Annotated in this window: 16 protein-coding genes; 6 read left to right on the top strand and 10 right to left on the bottom strand. The window is 75.5% G+C overall.

Annotated features, from left to right (window positions below):
• Positions 1–4: 4 nt before the first annotated feature.
• Together HL054_RS03530 and HL054_RS03525 are read right to left on the bottom strand one after the other, a co-directional pair.
• Entirely contained in the window at positions 5–1,132 is a 1,128-nt protein-coding gene (locus HL054_RS03530; RefSeq protein WP_369137342.1) for a PhoH family protein, read from the bottom strand.
• A gap of 92 nt (positions 1,133–1,224) precedes the next feature.
• Complete coding sequence (locus tag HL054_RS03525; RefSeq protein ID WP_369137341.1) at positions 1,225–1,596, bottom strand: HIT domain-containing protein; 372 nt, start codon at positions 1,594–1,596, stop codon at positions 1,225–1,227.
• A gap of 120 nt (positions 1,597–1,716) precedes the next feature.
• Between HL054_RS03525 and HL054_RS22310 the strand changes: the two genes are divergently transcribed.
• The 4 genes from HL054_RS22310 (at position 1,717) to HL054_RS03505 (ending at position 5,483) form a co-directional block, all read left to right on the top strand.
• A complete protein-coding gene (locus tag HL054_RS22310; protein ID WP_440347913.1) occupies positions 1,717–1,938 on the top strand; it encodes a hypothetical protein in 222 nt (73 codons plus the stop codon).
• A 280-nt stretch (positions 1,939–2,218) separates the two neighbouring features.
• A complete protein-coding gene (locus HL054_RS03515) occupies positions 2,219–3,127 on the top strand; it encodes a putative selenate ABC transporter substrate-binding protein (RefSeq protein WP_369137340.1) in 909 nt (302 codons plus the stop codon).
• A complete protein-coding gene (locus HL054_RS03510) occupies positions 3,124–3,870 on the top strand; it encodes a phosphonate ABC transporter ATP-binding protein (RefSeq protein ID WP_369137970.1) in 747 nt (248 codons plus the stop codon). The genes HL054_RS03515 and HL054_RS03510 overlap by 4 nt, the downstream gene beginning before the upstream one ends.
• Positions 3,867–5,483, top strand: a complete 1,617-nt coding sequence (locus tag HL054_RS03505; RefSeq protein WP_369137339.1) for a PhnE/PtxC family ABC transporter permease — start codon at positions 3,867–3,869, stop codon at positions 5,481–5,483. The genes HL054_RS03510 and HL054_RS03505 overlap by 4 nt, the downstream gene beginning before the upstream one ends.
• 94 nt (positions 5,484–5,577) lie before the next feature.
• Here HL054_RS03505 and HL054_RS03500 read toward each other — a convergent pair whose 3' ends face one another.
• Genes HL054_RS03500 through hrcA form a run of 3 tightly spaced genes read right to left on the bottom strand, consistent with a single transcriptional unit; the run spans position 5,578 to position 8,500 of the window.
• On the bottom strand, positions 5,578–6,327 hold the full coding sequence (locus HL054_RS03500) for a 16S rRNA (uracil(1498)-N(3))-methyltransferase (protein WP_369137338.1): 750 nt from the start codon (positions 6,325–6,327) through the stop codon (positions 5,578–5,580).
• The gene (gene dnaJ, locus HL054_RS03495) at positions 6,324–7,463 is read right to left on the bottom strand and encodes a molecular chaperone DnaJ (RefSeq protein WP_369137337.1); all 1,140 of its coding nucleotides are present in this window, start codon (positions 7,461–7,463) and stop codon (positions 6,324–6,326) included. The genes HL054_RS03500 and dnaJ overlap by 4 nt, the downstream gene beginning before the upstream one ends.
• A 14-nt stretch (positions 7,464–7,477) precedes the next feature.
• A complete protein-coding gene (gene hrcA, locus HL054_RS03490) occupies positions 7,478–8,500 on the bottom strand; it encodes a heat-inducible transcriptional repressor HrcA (protein ID WP_369137336.1) in 1,023 nt (340 codons plus the stop codon).
• Between the two features lie 292 nt (positions 8,501–8,792).
• Between hrcA and HL054_RS03485 the strand changes: the two genes are divergently transcribed.
• Positions 8,793–9,143 (top strand): type II toxin-antitoxin system VapB family antitoxin, encoded by a 351-nt coding sequence (locus HL054_RS03485; protein ID WP_440347923.1) that lies wholly within the window; start codon positions 8,793–8,795, stop codon positions 9,141–9,143.
• 60 nt (positions 9,144–9,203) lie between these two features.
• On the opposite strand, the gene HL054_RS03480 is transcribed toward HL054_RS03485, so the two are convergent.
• Genes HL054_RS03480 through HL054_RS03465 form a run of 4 tightly spaced genes read right to left on the bottom strand, consistent with a single transcriptional unit; the run spans position 9,204 to position 12,633 of the window.
• On the bottom strand, positions 9,204–9,827 hold the full coding sequence (locus tag HL054_RS03480; protein ID WP_369137335.1) for a response regulator: 624 nt from the start codon (positions 9,825–9,827) through the stop codon (positions 9,204–9,206).
• Positions 9,824–10,933: a sensor histidine kinase gene (locus HL054_RS03475; RefSeq protein ID WP_369137334.1), complete on the bottom strand. Its 1,110-nt coding sequence runs from the start codon at positions 10,931–10,933 to the stop codon at positions 9,824–9,826. The genes HL054_RS03480 and HL054_RS03475 overlap by 4 nt, the downstream gene beginning before the upstream one ends.
• A gap of 36 nt (positions 10,934–10,969) precedes the next feature.
• Positions 10,970–11,710, bottom strand: a complete 741-nt coding sequence (locus HL054_RS03470) for an ABC transporter permease (RefSeq protein WP_369137333.1) — start codon at positions 11,708–11,710, stop codon at positions 10,970–10,972.
• A complete protein-coding gene (locus HL054_RS03465) occupies positions 11,707–12,633 on the bottom strand; it encodes an ATP-binding cassette domain-containing protein (RefSeq protein ID WP_369137332.1) in 927 nt (308 codons plus the stop codon). Before HL054_RS03465 ends, HL054_RS03470 begins: the two co-directional genes overlap by 4 nt.
• Before the next feature lie 105 nt (positions 12,634–12,738).
• Here HL054_RS03465 and recQ point away from each other — a divergent pair, with 105 nt between their 5' ends.
• The gene (gene recQ / locus HL054_RS03460; RefSeq protein ID WP_369137331.1) at positions 12,739–14,568 is read left to right on the top strand and encodes a DNA helicase RecQ; all 1,830 of its coding nucleotides are present in this window, start codon (positions 12,739–12,741) and stop codon (positions 14,566–14,568) included.
• Positions 14,569–14,635: 67 nt separating this feature from the next.
• Here recQ and hemW read toward each other — a convergent pair whose 3' ends face one another.
• Positions 14,636–15,868: a radical SAM family heme chaperone HemW gene (gene hemW, locus HL054_RS03455; protein ID WP_369137330.1), complete on the bottom strand. Its 1,233-nt coding sequence runs from the start codon at positions 15,866–15,868 to the stop codon at positions 14,636–14,638.
• Positions 15,869–15,871 lie beyond the last annotated feature (3 nt).

The following is a 15,871-nucleotide window of genomic DNA, read 5'->3' as shown; positions in this document are numbered from 1 at the left end:
CCGATCAGCTCCCCTGCTGGCGAGGGCTGCGGGCGGGCCGGGTGGCCCGGGCCGGGCCCGTGGGTGCGGGCTGCCGGCTGGCGTCCCAGCGCTCGTAGGCGTCGACGATGTCGCCGACCAGCCGGTGCCGGACGACGTCGGTGCTGGTGAGCAGGGAGAAGTGGACGTCGTCGATGCCCTCGAGGATCTCCCGCACGATGCGCAGCCCGCTCTGGGCGCCGCCGGGCAGGTCCACCTGGGTGACGTCGCCGGTGACGACCATCTTCGAGCCGAAGCCCAGCCGGGTCAGGAACATCTTCATCTGCTCGGCGGTGGTGTTCTGCGCCTCGTCGAGGATGACGAACGCGTCGTTGAGCGTGCGCCCGCGCATGTAGGCCAGCGGGGCGACCTCGATGGTGCCGGCGGCCATCAGCCGCGGGATCGACTCGGGGTCGACCATGTCGTGCAGCGCGTCGTACAGCGGCCGCAGGTAGGGGTCGATCTTGTCCGACAGCGAACCGGGCAGGAAGCCCAGCCGCTCGCCGGCCTCGACCGCGGGCCGGGTCAGGATGATCCGGTTGACCTGCTTGGTCTGCAGCGCCTGCACGGCCTTGGCCATCGCCAGGTAGGTCTTCCCGGTGCCGGCCGGGCCGATGCCGAAGACGACGCTGTGGGTGTCGATGGCGTCGACGTAGCGCTTCTGGTTCAGCGTCTTGGGCCGGATGGTGCGGCCCCGCCGGCTGATGATGTCCAGGCTGAGCACGTCGGCCGGGCGCTCGGAGCCACCGGCCCGCAGCATCGCGACGACCCGGCGCACCGAGTCCGGGCGCAGCGTCTGGCCGGTGGCCAGCAGCGCGATCAGCTCGTCGAACACCCGGACGGCGAAGGCGTTGTCGCCCGGCTGGCCGGTGATCGCGATCTCGTTGCCCCGCACGTGGACGTCGGCGGTCAGCTCCTGCTCGACGAGGCGGAGGAGCTCGTCCCCGGAGCCCAGCAGGGCCACCATCGAGACGGAGTCGGGGACGGTGATGGAGGTGCGGACGGCGGCCGCGCTGGCCGGACCGTCCGGGACGCCGGCTGCCGCGGCACGCGCGGACAGCTCACGGGAGGACGCGATGGTCTCCGGGACGGCGTCTGGTGAGGTGTCGGGCAAAGACGCTCGACCCTGCCTTCCTGCGACGGGGCTGTGACCTCGGCGAGTCTACCCGCGCCCGTCACCCAGGAACCGCGCTCGACCCGATGGGGTCAGCCGGGCGGCCAGCGCAGGTCGCGACCGCCGAGCACGTGCAGGTGGACGTGGTGCACCGTCTGCCCCGCCTGCGGGCCGCTGTTGGCGACCAGCCGGTACCCCGGCTCCGGTCCCTCGGGGGTGGCCAGCCCCTCCTGGACGGCGACCGCGTGCGCGGCGGCGGCCAGCTCGGCGGTCAGGCCCGGGTCGGCGGCGGCCAGCGCGCCGAGGGTGGCGTGGTGCTCCTTCGGGACGACCAGCACGTGCGTCGGCGCCTGCGGGTTGATGTCCCGGAAGGCCAGCGTCCGGTCGGTCTCCCGGACGACGTCCGGCGAGATCTCGCCGGCAACCATCCGGCAGAACAGGCAGTCCTCGGGTGCCTCGGTCATGCCCCGGACTCTAGGACGTGCAGGTCAACGGAACGAGGAAGTCCGTCGGAACGTGCACAACTCAATGGCTCGCCTGCACTCGAGGCGGCCCGGGCCGGGGAGGCCGGCAGGGGCTTCGCGGTGGTCGCCACCGAGGTCGAGGACCTCGCCCGGGAGACCGCTCACGCCACCGAGGAGGTCAACAGCCGGGTGGCGGCCATCCAGGCCGACGTGCAGGCCGTCGTCGGGGCGCTGACCTCGATCCGGGACATCGGCGAGCGGATCAACGAGACGCAGCACCTGATCGGCGGCGTGCTCACCGAGCAGGCCGCGGTGACCCGCAGCATCGTCCAGCTGGGCTGACCGGGCGGCGCCGTCCCCGGTCGCGGCGGGGTACCGCCGCGAGTAGAGCCCTGCCCACAACTGTGGGCAGGGCTCTACTGCAGCGGGGGTGACCCGTCCGCCGGCGGTCGCGCGAGGCCCGCCGTCCCTTCCGGGCGCCCCGGCAGGCGGTGGGTGAGGATGGGCGGGTCCCGTCCGTCGTCCCCCGGAGGTGCCCCGTGTCCGTCCCCCAGCCCCACCCGAGGACGTAGTGAGCACCCGTCGTCGCGCCGTCCGGTCGGGTGGCCTCGGAGAACTCGCAGTGAGCAGGCGCGGCTTCCTCGCCGGTGGCGCCGCCGTCCTCGCCGCCGGGCTCGCCGCCTGCGGCCGCACCTCCCCCGTGTCGTCGTCCGGCGGCTCGACCGGCTCCGGCGCCCGCGGCACGCTGAGCATCGGCGCCATCCCCGACCAGGACCCCGAGGTCCTGCAGCGGCTCTACGGCACGGTCGCCGACTCGATGTCCGCGGCCCTCGACCTGGACGTCGTCTACCGGCCCGTCACCGACTACGGCGCCGCGGTGTCCCTCTTCCGCACCGGCGACCTCGACCTGGTCTGGTTCGGCGGGCTGACCGGCGTGCAGGCGCGGCTGCAGACCCCCGGCGCCGAGCCGATCGCCCAGCGCGACATCGACGCCGACTTCCACTCCGTCTTCGTGGTCAACACCGCGACCGGGCTGGCCCCCGCGGACGACCTGACCCCGCTGGCGCAGCTGCGGTTCACCTACGGCAGCGAGACCTCGACGTCGGGGCGGCTGATGCCGGCGTGGTTCCTGCAGCAGCAGGGCATCGACCCGCAGGGCTTCCCCGGCGGGCCGGGCTTCTCCGGGTCGCACGACGCGACGCTGGCCCTGGTCGCGTCCGGCACCTACCAGGCCGGGGTGCTCAACGAGCAGGTGTGGACCTCCCGGACCGCCGACGGCTCGGTCGACCCGGCCGTGGTCGAGTACGCCCGCACCCCGGCCTACCACGACTACCACTGGCTGCTGAGTCCGCAGGCGGTGGAGCGGCTGGGCGGCGAGGACCTGGCCGGCCGGCTGACCGACTGGTTCACCGGGCTGCCCGCCGACGACGAGGTGCTGACCCTGTTCGGCGCCGGGTCGTTCGTGGAGACCGAGGCGGACAACTACACCCAGATCGAGGAGATCGGCCGGCAGCTGGGACTGGTCAGCTGACCGCGGTCCTGCGGCTGGACGGCGTCGGGGTCCGCTTCGGCACCAGCACCGCCCTCACCGGCGTCGACCTCACCGTCGACGCCGGGGAGCGGGTGGCCGTCGTCGGGCCCTCGGGCGCCGGCAAGTCGACGCTGCTCGCGGTGGCCAACGGCTCGCTGCTGCCGACCGACGGCGCGGTGCAGGTGCTCGGGATCTCCCCCGGGCAGCTGCGCGGGCGGGCGCTGCGCACCCTGCGGGCCCGGGTGGGCACGGTGCACCAGCAGCTGGAGCTGGTCGACCAGCTGCGGGTGGTGCACAACGTCAACGCCGGCCGGCTCGCCGGCTGGCCGGCCTGGCGGGCGGCGTGGTCGCTGGCCCGGCCGCAGGGCCTGCCCGAGGTGCTCGAAGCGCTGACCCGGGTGGGGCTGGCCGACCGGGTGTTCGACCGCACCGACCGGCTCTCCGGCGGCCAGCAGCAGCGGGTGGCGGTCGCCCGGCTGCTGGTGCAGCGCCCCGAGCTGGTGCTGGCCGACGAGCCCGCCTCGGCGCTGGACCCGGTGCTGGCCGACCGGGTGCTCGGCCTGCTCGCCGGGCTGGCCACCGACCGCGGCGGCGCGCTCGTCGCCTCGCTGCACGACCCGGCGCTGGCCCTGCGGCACTGCACCCGGGTGGTCGGCCTGGTCGCCGGCGAGGTCGTGCTGGACGCGCCGACCGGACGGCTGACCGTCGGCGACCTGGCCGACTTCTACGGCGCCCCGCGGTGACCGCTGTCCTCGACCGGCCCGCGGTGGTGCCGCCGCTGCGGCGGGCGCGGGCCCGCTGGGGGTGGGGGTTGGGGGCGGCCGCCGTGGTGGTGTGGTCGCTGGCCGGTGCCGGGCTGTTCTCCGGCCCGGTGGTCAACGCGGCGGGGCCGGCGCAGTTCGGCCGGTTCGCCTCGGCCGCGCTCTCCCCCGCCCGGGACGGCGAGTTCCTCCGGGTGCTCGCCTCCTCGGTCGGGGTCACCGTCGCCTACGCCGCGCTCGGCGCCGCCCTGGCGGTCGCGCTGGGGGCGCTCGGTGCGGTGGCGGTCGCCCGGACGACGTGGGGCCGGCGACGCGCGGGCTGGACGCTGGCGCGCGGCGCGCTCGCCGTCCCGCGCGGGCTGCACGAGGCGGTGTGGGGGCTGCTGCTGGTCAACCTGCTCGGCCTGGACCCGTGGGTCGGCGTGCTGGCGATCGGGATCCCGTACGGCGCGGTGACCGCGAAGGTCTTCGCCGACCTGCTCGACGAGGTGCCGCGCGGGGCGTACTCCGCCCTGCTGGCGAGCGGGGCGGGCCGGGTGCCGGCCGCGCTCTACGGGCTGCTGCCGCCGGCGTCGGGCGGGCTGCTCTCGTACTCGTTCTACCGGCTGGAGTGCGCGGTGCGCTCGGCGGTCGTGCTCGGGCTGATCGGCGCCGGCGGGCTGGGCTACCAGCTGTCGCTGTCGTTCAGCTCGCTGCGGTGGCCGCAGGTGTGGTCCTGCGTCTACGCGCTCGCGCTGCTGTGCCTGGTCGCCGAGGTGGCCGGCCGGGCGGTGCGGCGGCGGCTGGCCTCGCCGCGGTCGTCGGGCGGCCGGCTGCGCCGCGACCGGGTGCTCAGCGCCGCCGTGGCCGTCACGCTGGCCGGGGTGGTCTGGTCGGCGTGGTACCTCGCGCTGTCCCCGGCCACGCTGGTCTCCGACCGCACCGGCGAGCAACTGCGGTACGTGCTCTCGAACGCCTGGCCGCCGGACACCGACGGGCCGCTGCTCCGGGCGGTCGCCGGCGCCGCCGTCGACACGGTGCAGATGTCGGTGATCGCCATCGCGGTGGCCACCGTCGGCGCGGTGCTGCTGGCCGGGGTGGCGGCGCACCCGCCGCGGGGCGCCCCGGCAGCCCGGCGGCTGGGCGGGACCGCCGTCCGGCTGGCGCTGCTGCTGCTGCGCGCGGTGCCGCCGCCGGTGTGGGCGCTGGTGCTGCTGTTCGTGCTCCGGCCGGGGATCCTGCCCGGCGCGCTGGCCCTGGGCATCTACACCCTGGGGGTGCTGGGCCGGCTGGCGGCGGAGGCGACCGAGGAGCTGGACCCCCGGCCGCGGGCGGCGCTGACCGCGCTGGGCGCCGGGCCGGTCGGCGGGTGGCTCTACGGCGTGCTGCCGCGGGCGACCGGGCCGGTGCTGGCGTTCGCGCTGTACCGGTGGGAGGTGGCGATCCGGGACACCGTGCTCGTCGGGCTGCTGGGCGCCGGCGGGCTGGGAGCGCTGCTGGCCACCCAGGTGGCCCGCTTCGACTGGGGCGCGGTGACCACGGTGCTGGCCGCGCTGGTGGTCCTCACCGCAGCAGTCGACCTGGTCAGCGCCCGGGCGCGGGCCGCCCTCCGGTGATCGGCGGGCCGCGGTGATCATCGGCGTGTGGCTGCCGACGTCTGCGTGCCGGGCGGCCACTCGCCGATGATCGACGCCGAGCGGCCGCGGTGCGCTACGCCCAGCGGGTGCGGGCGGACAGCGCGGCCAGGGCGGCGGCGCCGGCGGTCGACGTCCGGAGCACCTCGGCGCCGAGCCGGACCGAGTGCGCACCGGCCGCGCGGAAGGCGACCACCTCGCCGTCGGTGAGCCCGCCCTCGGGGCCGACGATGACGGCGATCGTGCCGGAGCGCGGGACGTCGATCTTGGTGAACGGCTGCCGGGCCTGCTCGTGCAGCACCAGCGCCAGGTCGACGTCGGCGAGCATGCCGCAGACCTGCCGGGTGCTCATCGGCTCGGTCACCTCGGGCACCCGCGGCCGGCGGGCCTGCTTGCTGGCCGCCCGCGCCGCGGACCGCCACTTGGCCAGGCCCTTCTCCACCCGGTCGTCCCGCCACCGCGTCACGCAGCGGGCCGCCGTCCACGGCACCACCCGGTCGACGCCGAGCTCGGTGGCCAGGTCGACCGCCAGCGGCCCGTGGTCGCCCTTGGGCAGCGCCTGCACCAGCACGAAGGTCGGGTCCGGCGCGGGCACGTCGTGCCGGGTGAGCACCTGCACCTGCAGCGCCGAGTCCGCCGCGGCGAGCACCGAGCCGACGACGAGCTGTCCCTGCCCGTCGCTGACCCGCACCCGCTCCCCCACCCCGAGCCGCAGCACGTCGACCGCATGCCGGCCCTCGGCGCCGTCGACGGTCAGCACGTCACCCGCCGGCAGCTCCTCGACCAGGAACAGCGGCGCGCCGTCGGCGTCGGGGGCCTCGCTCATCGGCCGTTGAAGGCGTCGCGGACCCGGGAGAACAGGCCGCCGTGGTTGGCGCTGCCGCCCTCGGTGAGGTCTTCGCCGCGCAGCGCGGCGAGCTCGCGCAGCAGCTCGGACTGGCGGTCGTCGAGCCGGGTCGGGGTCTGCACGTCCAGGTGCACGACCAGGTTGCCCCGGCCGGTGCCGCGCAGCCGCGGGGCGCCGTGCGCGCGCAGGGTGAGCGAGTTGCCCGACTGGGTGCCCGGCTTGATGGTGATGTCCTCGTTGCCCTCGAGCGTCTCCAGCTTGAGCGTGGTGCCCAGCGCGGCGGCGGTCATCGGCAGCGTGACCCGGCAGTGCAGGTCCTCGCCGTCCCGGGTGAAGACGTCGTGCGGGCGCTCGTGCACCTCGACGTAGAGGTCGCCGGCCGGGCCGCCGCCGGGACCCACCTCGCCGTAGCCGGCCAGCCGGATGCGCATGCCGTCCTCGACGCCGGCCGGGATCTTGACCGGGATGGTGCGGCGGGAGCGGACCCGGCCGTCGCCGGCGCACTGCGGGCAGGGGCTCGGGATGACCTGGCCGGTGGCCTGGCAGGTGGGGCACGGGCGGCTGGCGATGACCTGGCCGAGGAAAGAGCGCTGCACGCTCTGCACCTCGCCGCGGCCGCCGCAGGTGGAGCAGGTCTCCGGGTGGGTGCCCGGCGCCGTCCCGGCCCCGGTGCAGACGTCGCAGAGCACCGCGGTGTCGACGGTGATGTCCGTCGTCGTCCCGAAGACGGTCTCGCTCAGGTCGAGGTCGACCCGGATGAGGGCGTCCTCGCCCTCCCGGACGCGGCTGCGCGGCCCGCGGGTCGCCGCGCCGCCGAAGAAGGCGTCCATGATGTCGTTGAGGCCGCCGAAGCCGGCGCCGCCGCCGAACGGGTTGCCACCGGCACCACCGCGACCGGACTCGTACGGGTCGCCGCCGAGGTCGATGATGCGGCGCTTCTCCGGGTCGGTCAGCGCCTCGTAGGCGCGGCTGACCTCCTGGAACCGGTCCTTCGCACCCGCGTCGGGGTTGACGTCGGGGTGCAGGTCGCGGGCCATCTTGCGGTAGGCGCGCTTGATGTCGGCGTCACTGGCGCCGGGCTTGAGGCCCAGCACGCCGTAGTAGTCGGTTGCCATGCAGTTTCTCGTCCTCAGCTCTCGGCCAGCAGGTGGCCGACGTAGCGGGCCACGGCTCGTACCGCGGCGATGTTCCCTGCGTAGTCCATCCGGGTCGGGCCGACGACGCCGAGGCCGCCGAGGGCCTGGTCGCCCGAGCCGTACCCGACGGAGACGAACGAGGCACCGGTGAGCGCCTCGTGCTCGTTCTCCTCGCCGATGCTCACCGTCACGGTGCTCGGCCCCACCTCGGCCATCAACCGCAGGACCACCACCTGTTCTTCCAGCGCCTCGAGCAGCGGCCGGACGGTGCCCGGGAAGTCCAGCGCGCTGCCGCGGGCCAGGTTCGCCGTCCCGCCGATGACCAGCCGGTCCTCCGAGGGCTCGACCAGGGTCTCCAGCAGGGTGGCGCTGACCGCGGCGACCAGCGGGCGCAGCTGCGGCGGGGAGCTGTCGACCAGGTCGCTTACCTTGTCGCTGGCCTCGGCGAGCTTGGCCCCGGTGAAGGCGGCGTTGAGCCGGCTGCGCAGGTCCGCGACGGTGTCGGCCTCGGTGTCGACCGGCACCTCGACGATGCGCTGCTCGACCCGGCCGGTGTCGGTGATGAGCACCATGAGCAGCCGGGACGTCGACAGCGGCACCAGCTCCAGGTGCCGGACGGCGCTGCGGGACAGCGTCGGGTACTGGACGACGGCGACCTGCCGGGTGAGCTGGGCCAGCAGCCGGACGCTGCGGCCCAGGACGTCGTGCAGGTCGACGGCGCCGTCGAGGAACTTCTCGATCGCCTTGCGCTCGGCGGCGCTCAGCGGCTTGACGGCGCTGAGCCGGTCGACGAAGAAGCGGTAGCCCTTGTCGGTGGGCACCCGGCCGGCGCTGGTGTGCGGCTGGGTGATGTACCCCTCCTCCTCCAGCACCGCCATGTCGTTGCGGATGGTGGCCGGCGAGACGCCCAGGTCGTAGCGGGCCGCCAGGGCCTTGCTGCCCACCGGGTCGTTGGTGGAGACGTAGTCCTGGACGATCGCCCGCAGCACCTGCAGGCGCCGGTCGTCGTGCGCCACGGCTGACACCTCCCGTACCGGTTCGACGTGGTCGGCGCTGGTCGTCCCGGGCGGGAGCCTGGCACTCGCGCGGACCGAGTGCCAGCATACGACCGACCGCGCCCGCCGTCCCCCGGCTCGCAGGTGACGTCGGCCGGCCGGGCCCGCGGGCCCGGCGGAGGGGCTCCCGGCGGGGCGGCGACATGGGATCGATCCCGGTCGGGGACCGTCGGCGGGGCCTCGTGGACCCCACTAGGGTGGTCGGCGTCGACGGACTCCAGCAGCAGGGTCCGGGGAGCGGGAGGACCGGGCCCTGATCTTCAAAGCGGTGCGGGACGGACGGCCCTACCCCGACCACGGCTTCTCCACCCGCGACTGGGCGATGATCCCGCCCCGCCAGATCCGGATGGACACCCTGGTCACGACCAAGCGCGAGCTCGCCCTCGACGCGCTGCTCGCCGACGACTCGACCTTCTACGGCGACCTCTTCCCGCACGCCGTCCAGTGGCACGGGGAGATGTACCTCGAGGACGGCCTGCACCGTGCGCTGCGCGCGGCTCTGCAGCAGCGCAACGTCATCCACGTGCGGGTGCTGGACCTCGACGCGCTCATGCCGGCGCAGACCGAGCAGCCCGCCGAGGGCGCACCGGCCGACGCGCGCTGACGGCTCCCTCGTAGGGGCCCGCCCCGAGCGGAGCGAGGGGTGGGGGGCGAGGGGGTCCGCTCAGAGCCAGCCCTTCTCCTGCGCCACCCGGGCGGCCTCCACCCGGGTCCGCGCGCCGGTCTTCCCGATGGCCGAGGACAGGTAGTTCCGCACCGTCCCCTCGGACAGGAACATCCGCCCGGCGATGTCGGCGACCGTCGCGCCGTCCGCCGCGGCCCGCAGCACGTCGGCCTCCCGGCCGGACAGCGGCGTCGCCCCCAGCGCCAGCGCCGCGGCGGCCAGGTCGCGGTCGATCACCCGCTCGCCGGCCACCACCGCCCGGATCGCCCGGGCCAGCTCGGCCACCGGCGAGTCCTTGACCAGGAACCCGGCGGCGCCCACCTCCATCGCCCGGCGCAGGAAGCCCGGCCGGCCGAACGTGGTCAGCACGACGGCCCGGACGGCGGGGAGTTCGGCGGCCAGCTCGCGGGCCGCCTCCAGCCCGTCCTTGCCCGGCATCTCGATGTCCAGCAGCGCGACGTCCGGCCGGTGCTCGCGCGCGGCGGCCAGCACCTCGTCGCCCCGGCCGACCTCGGCGACGACCTCGATGTCCTCCTCCAGGTCCAGCAGCGCCCGCAGCGCACCCCGCACCAGCGTCTGGTCCTCGGCCAGCAGCACCCGGATCGTCGTGCCGTCGCCGCTCACACGGTCACCCTGGCCGGCAGCAGCGGCACCACCGCGCGCACCCGGTAGCCCCCGCCGTCCACCGGCCCGGCGTCCAGCGCGCCGCCCAGCGCCCCGACCCGCTCGCGCAGCCCGGCCAGCCCGGTGCCGGACGACCCGCCGAGCACCCGCACCCGCTCGCCCGTCCCCGCGCCGTCGTCGGTCACCGTCAGCACCGCCCGTCCCTCGCCCTCGGTCAGCTCGACGGTCACCCGGCCCGCGCCACTGTGCCGCAGCACGTTGGTGGTCGCCTCGCGCACCACCCAGCCCAGCGCGGCGTCCACCGTGCCCGGCAGCACCGGCACGACGTCGGGCAGCCGGACGGCGATGCCCGCGCCGGTGAGCGCCGCCCGCGCCTCCGCCAGCGCCTGGCCGCAGGTGACCTGCCGGTAGCCGCTGACCGCGTCGCGCACCTCGGCCAGCGCCCGGCGGGCGGCCTCCTCCACGTCGGCCATCTCACCGGCGGCCCGCGCCGGGTCGACCACGGCGAGCCGCCGGGCCAGCTCGCTCTTCAGCGCGATCAGCGACAGCGAGTGGCCGAGCAGGTCGTGCAGGTCGCGGGCGAAGCGCAGCCGCTCCTCGGCGACGGCGTTGCGGGCCAGCTCCTCGCGGGCCTCCTGCAGCTCCCGGTTGACCGTGATCAGGTAGCCGGTGCCGCGGATGGCGAAGGCGGTGAGCAGGCAGATCGGCGGCAGGAACAACAGGCCGGAGGCGTCGTCGGCCAGCACCACCGCCCCGCAGAAGACGGCGGCGACGACGACCGCCGGCCACACCCAGCGCATCGGCAGGGTCGCCGCGACCGCCGCCGACACGTAGATCATCAGGCCGGACCAGTTCGCGCCGTAGGCCAGCGCCAGGCCGACGGCCAGCAGCGTCATCACCACGAAGTCCGCCCGCAGCGCCCGGGGCCGGCCCAGCTGACCGATCACGCTGAGGTAGGCGACGGTGAAGGCGATCAGTCCGGCGGCGGCCACCCACCGGGCCGGCGCAGGGCGGTCGGTGGTGACGATGTCGGTGATCGGGAAGACCTGGAACAGCAGCCACGGCGCGGCCCAGGCCGCCTGCGCCCACCGGCTCCCCCTGATCACCGTGCGGACGGTAGCGCCCCGGGACGCGGCCACGGCTCAGCCCGCCACGGCGTGCAGCGGACGGCGGCGCGCGACTCCCAGCGCGGCCGCAGCGAAGACCGCGCCGAAGCCGGCGAGCACCAGCACCGGCACGACGGACGGCGCACCTGCGGCGACGTCGCGGCCCAGCTCGGCGAACCAGTAGGACGGCAGCGCGCGGGCCAGGGTGACCATCCCGTCGGGCAGAATCTCCACCGGGAACCACAGGCCACCGAGGGCGGCGAGCACCGTGCCGAGGATGCCGATCGCGGCGCCGGCGGCCTGCGCGTCGAGGGCCAGGCCCACGGCGACGCCGAGCGCCACGAACACCACCGAGCCGGCCCACAGCGACCCGACGAGCGCGAGCCAGGTGCCCAGTCCGAGCTCGACGCCGTTGACGAACCGGCCGACCAGCGCGACGACGACCAGGCTCGGCAGCACCAGCAGTGCCCCGACGACCACGTCGACCACGAGCACCGACCCGGCCGGCACCGGTGTCACCCGGAGCTGCCGCAGCCAGCCGGACGACCGGTCGAAGGCAATCCGGATCGTCGCGCCGAGGGCCGCGCTGATCGCCCCGTAGGCCATCATCGAGACCAGCACGGAGCCGGCGAGGTCCTGGAAGTCGCCGGCCGGCACCTGCCCGCCGATCACCTTGGTGAAGAAGATGGTGAACAGCGCGGGCAGCAGGACCGTGAAGAACAGGTACTGCTTGTTGCGCCCCACCCGGCGGAGCTGGAACAGCAGCAGGTCGGTCATCGGAGGGCCCCCGTCGTGGTGTCCGGCTGCGTGGTGTCCGGCTGCGTGGTGAGGTGCAGGAAGGCCTGTTCGAGGCTGGCGCCGCGCACCTCCAGGTCGGGCAGCGTGGGCCGGTCGGTGAGCAGCGCGCGCAGCGTGGCCTCGACGTCGGAGGTGGTGAGCTCGACCAGCTCCCCGGACCCGCCGACGCCGGTGACGCCGGGCAGCCCGGGCAGGTCCTCGCGCGGTCCGGGGCAGCGGAAGCGGACGGTGCGCCCGGCGATGCGCGACTTGATCGAGCCCGCCGTCCCGTCGGCGACGACCCGCCCGCCGGCGACCACCACGACCCGGTCGGCGACGGCGTCGGCCTCGTCGAGGTGGTGGGTGGCGAAGACGACGGTGTGCCCGCGCCCGGCGAGGTCGCGCATCGTCGTCCAGAACGCCTGCCGGCCCTCGACGTCCATGGCCGAGGTCGGCTCGTCGAGCAGCAGCAGCGGCGGCGCCCCGGCCAGCGCGAGGGCGAGCAGCACCCGCTGGCGCTGCCCACCCGACAGCGCGTCGACCGCGCGGTCCAGCAGCCCGCCGATGCCGGCGGTGACGACGAGGTCCGCCAGCGGCCAGGGGCTGTCGTAGCGGCGGCGCACCAGCCCGATCACCTCGCCGACGCGGGTCTCGCTCGGCAGGCCGCCGTGCTGCAGCATCGCGCCCACCCCGCCGGCCTGGATCGCGTCGGCCGGCGCGCGGCCGTGCAGCAGCACCCGGCCGGCGGTGGGCCGGAAGAGGCCGAGGGCGGCGTTGAGGGTGGAGGACTTGCCGGCGCCGTTGGCGCCCAGCAGCGCGACGGTCTCCCCGGGGGCGATCTGCAGGTCGAGCGCGTCGACGGCGAGCGTCGCGCCGTACCGGACGGTCAGTCCCTCGACCTGCAGGGCGGGTGTGGCGGACATGGGAGCAGCCTGACCCGGCGGCGGTGCCCGGCGGGAGTGCCGGACGTCGTCCACACCCCGTGACGGATGTCAGTCCGCCGGCCGCGGCCCGCCTACGCTCGCCGGGTGGACGTGATCGAGGACCCTGCTCTCGAGGTGCTCGGCCGGGTGTTCGGCTACGACGCCTTCCGCGGCCCGCAGCGCGAGGTCGTCGACCACGTCGTCGCGGGCGGCGACGCGCTGGTGCTGATGCCCACCGGCGGCGGCAAGTCGCTCTGCTACCAGGTGCCGGCGCTGCTGCGCGAGGGCGTGGGCGTGGTGATCTCCCCGCTGATCGCGCTCATGCAGGACCAGGTCGACACGTTGCGCGCCCTGGGCGTGCGCGCCGGCTTCCTCAACTCCAGCCAGGACCGCGCCGAGCGCCGGCAGGTCGAGGAGGCCTTCCTCGCCGAGGAGCTCGACCTGCTCTACGTCGCGCCGGAGTCGCTGGGCGGCGGCGCCTCGCCGACCGCCCGGCTGCTGGAGCGCGGCCGGATCGCGCTGTTCGCCATCGACGAGGCGCACTGCGTCGCGCAGTGGGGGCACGACTTCCGGCCCGACTACCTCGCCCTGTCGATGCTGCACGAGCGCTGGCCCGACGTCCCCCGGATCGCCCTGACGGCGACGGCCACCCCGACCACGCACGCCGAGATCAGCACCCGGCTGCAACTCGACGACGCCCTGCACGTGGTCGCCGGGTTCGACCGGCCGAACATCCAGTACCGGATCGCGCCGAAGGACTCCCCGCAGAAGCAGCTGCTGGACCTGCTGCGCACCGAGCACCCCGGCGACGCCGGCATCGTCTACTGCCTGTCCAGGGCCTCGGTCGAGAAGACCGCGGAGTTCCTGGTCGGCCAGGGCATCCCCGCGCTGCCGTACCACGCCGGCCTCGACCAGCAGGTGCGCGCGCGGAACCAGTCGCGCTTCCTGCGCGAGGACGGCCTGGTGATGGTGGCGACCATCGCGTTCGGCATGGGCATCGACAAGCCCGACGTCCGGTTCGTCGCCCACCTGGACCTCCCGAAGTCGGTGGAGGGCTACTACCAGGAGACCGGCCGGGCCGGCCGCGACGGGCTGCCGTCGACGGCGTGGCTGGCCTACGGGCTCGCCGACGTCGTCCAGCAGCGGAAGATGATCCAGACCTCGGACGGCGACGCCGCGCACCGGCGGGTGCTGTCGGCCCAGCTGGACGCGATGCTGGCGCTCTGCGAGACCGTCGACTGCCGGCGGGTGCGGCTGCTGGCCCACTTCGGCCAGGAGAGCACGCCCTGCGGCAACTGCGACACCTGCCTGACCCCGCCGGAGTCCTGGGACGCCACCGTCCCCGCGCAGAAGCTGCTGTCCACCGTGCTGCGGCTGCAGCGCGAGCGCGGCCAGTCGTTCGGGGCCGGCCAGTCGATCGACATCCTGCTGGGCAAGCGCACCGAGAAGGTCACCCAGCACCGCCACGACGAGCTGACCGTCTTCGGCATCGGCACCGACCTGACCGAGGGCCAGTGGCGCGGCGTCGCCCGGCAGCTGCTGGCCCAGGGGCTGCTCGCGGTGCAGGGCGAGTACGGGACGCTGGCGCTCAGCGAGGCCAGCGGGCCGGTGCTGCGCCGGGAGCAGACCGTGCTGATGCGCCGTGACCCCGACCGCCCGGCACGCTCCGGGCGGTCGGGACGCAAGGACCGGGCGACCGCCGCACCCGACTTGCCGGCCTCGGCCGCCGGCACGTTCGAGCGGCTGCGGGCCTGGCGCGCGGCCACCGCCAAGGAGCAGGGGGTGCCGGCCTACGTCGTCTTCCACGACGCGACGCTGCGGCAGATCGCCACCGAGGAGCCGGCCACCCTGGCCGCCCTGGGCACCGTCAGCGGCGTCGGCGCGGCGAAGCTGGAGCGCTACGGCGAGGGGCTCCTCGCCGCCCTCCACGCGTGAGCTCCTCGGCCCTGCTGCAGGGGCCCGCCGCGAGCCTGCGAGCGGTGGGGGCAGCGGGGTCCTTCGTCTAGTCCGTCAGGTCGCGGATGACGGCGTCGGCGAGCAGCCGGCCGCGGTCGGTGAGCACGGCCAGGCCGTCGGTGTGCGGTCCGGCCTCCAGCAGCCCCCGGACGACGGCGTCGGCCGCCCGGACCCCGCCTGCCTCGCTCAACGCGGTCAACGGCAGCCCGTCGCGGAGCCGCAGCCCGAGCATCACCCGCTCCAGCGCCTGGTCGGCCGGGGTGAGCAGCTCGGTGTCCGCGGCCGGGTGCAGTCCGGCGGCGAGCCGGTCGGCGTAGGCGGCGGGGTGCTTGACGTTCCACCAGCGCAGCCCGCCGACGTGCGAGTGCGCCCCCGGCCCGATCCCCCACCAGTTGGCGTTCGCCCAGTACAGCTCGTTGTGCCGGCAGCGGGCCGCGCGGTCCCGGGCCCAGTTCGACACCTCGTACCAGCCGAGCCCGGCGCCGCCGAACGCGCGGTCGGCCTGCTCGTAACGGTCGGCCAGCACGTCGTCGTCCGGCATCGGCAGCTCGCCGCGGGTGACCCGGCGGGCCAGCCGGGTGCCCTGCTCGACGATCAGCGCGTAGGCGCTGACGTGGTCGACCGGCGCGGCCAGCACGGCGTCCAGCGAGGCCTGCCAGTCGGCGTCGGTCTCCCCCGGTGCGCCGTAGATCAGGTCGAGGTTCACGTGCTCGAAGCCCGCCGCCCGCGCCTCGGCGGCGGCCTGGACGGCGCGGCCGGGGGTGTGCCGGCGGTCCAGCACGGCCAGCACGTGCTGGGCGGCGGACTGCATGCCCAGGCTGATCCGGGTGAAGCCGCCGGCCCGCAGGGTGGCCAGCGACCGCGGGGTGACCGACTCGGGGTTGGCCTCGGTGGTCACCTCGACGTCCGGGGCGACCGGGAAGAGCTCGCGGACGGCGTCCAGCACCGCGACCAGGTCGTCCGCGGGCAGCAGGGTCGGGGTGCCGCCGCCGACGAAGACCGTCTGCACCGCCGGGCGGTCGGGCCCGAGCACCTCGGCGGCCAGCCGCAGCTCGGCGATCGCGGTGCCGGCGTACTCGCTGCGGTTGGCGCCGGGGCCGAGTTCGTCGGAGGTGTAGGTGTTGAAGTCGCAGTAGCCGCAGCGGGTCGCGCAGAACGGGACGTGCACGTACAGCCCGAACGGCGTGCCGGCCAGGCCCTCGCGGGCGGCGGCGGGGAGCATCGAGGGGGCGGCCGGCAGGGCGGGGCTCTGGCCGAGCAGAGGCAGGGTGGTCGTCATCGC

This window comes from Modestobacter versicolor, assembly GCF_041028285.1.
GTDB lineage: Bacteria > Actinomycetota > Actinomycetes > Mycobacteriales > Geodermatophilaceae > Modestobacter > Modestobacter versicolor_A.
Note: the sequence above shows the minus strand (reverse complement) of the source record. Positions and strands in the feature narration are given on the sequence as shown.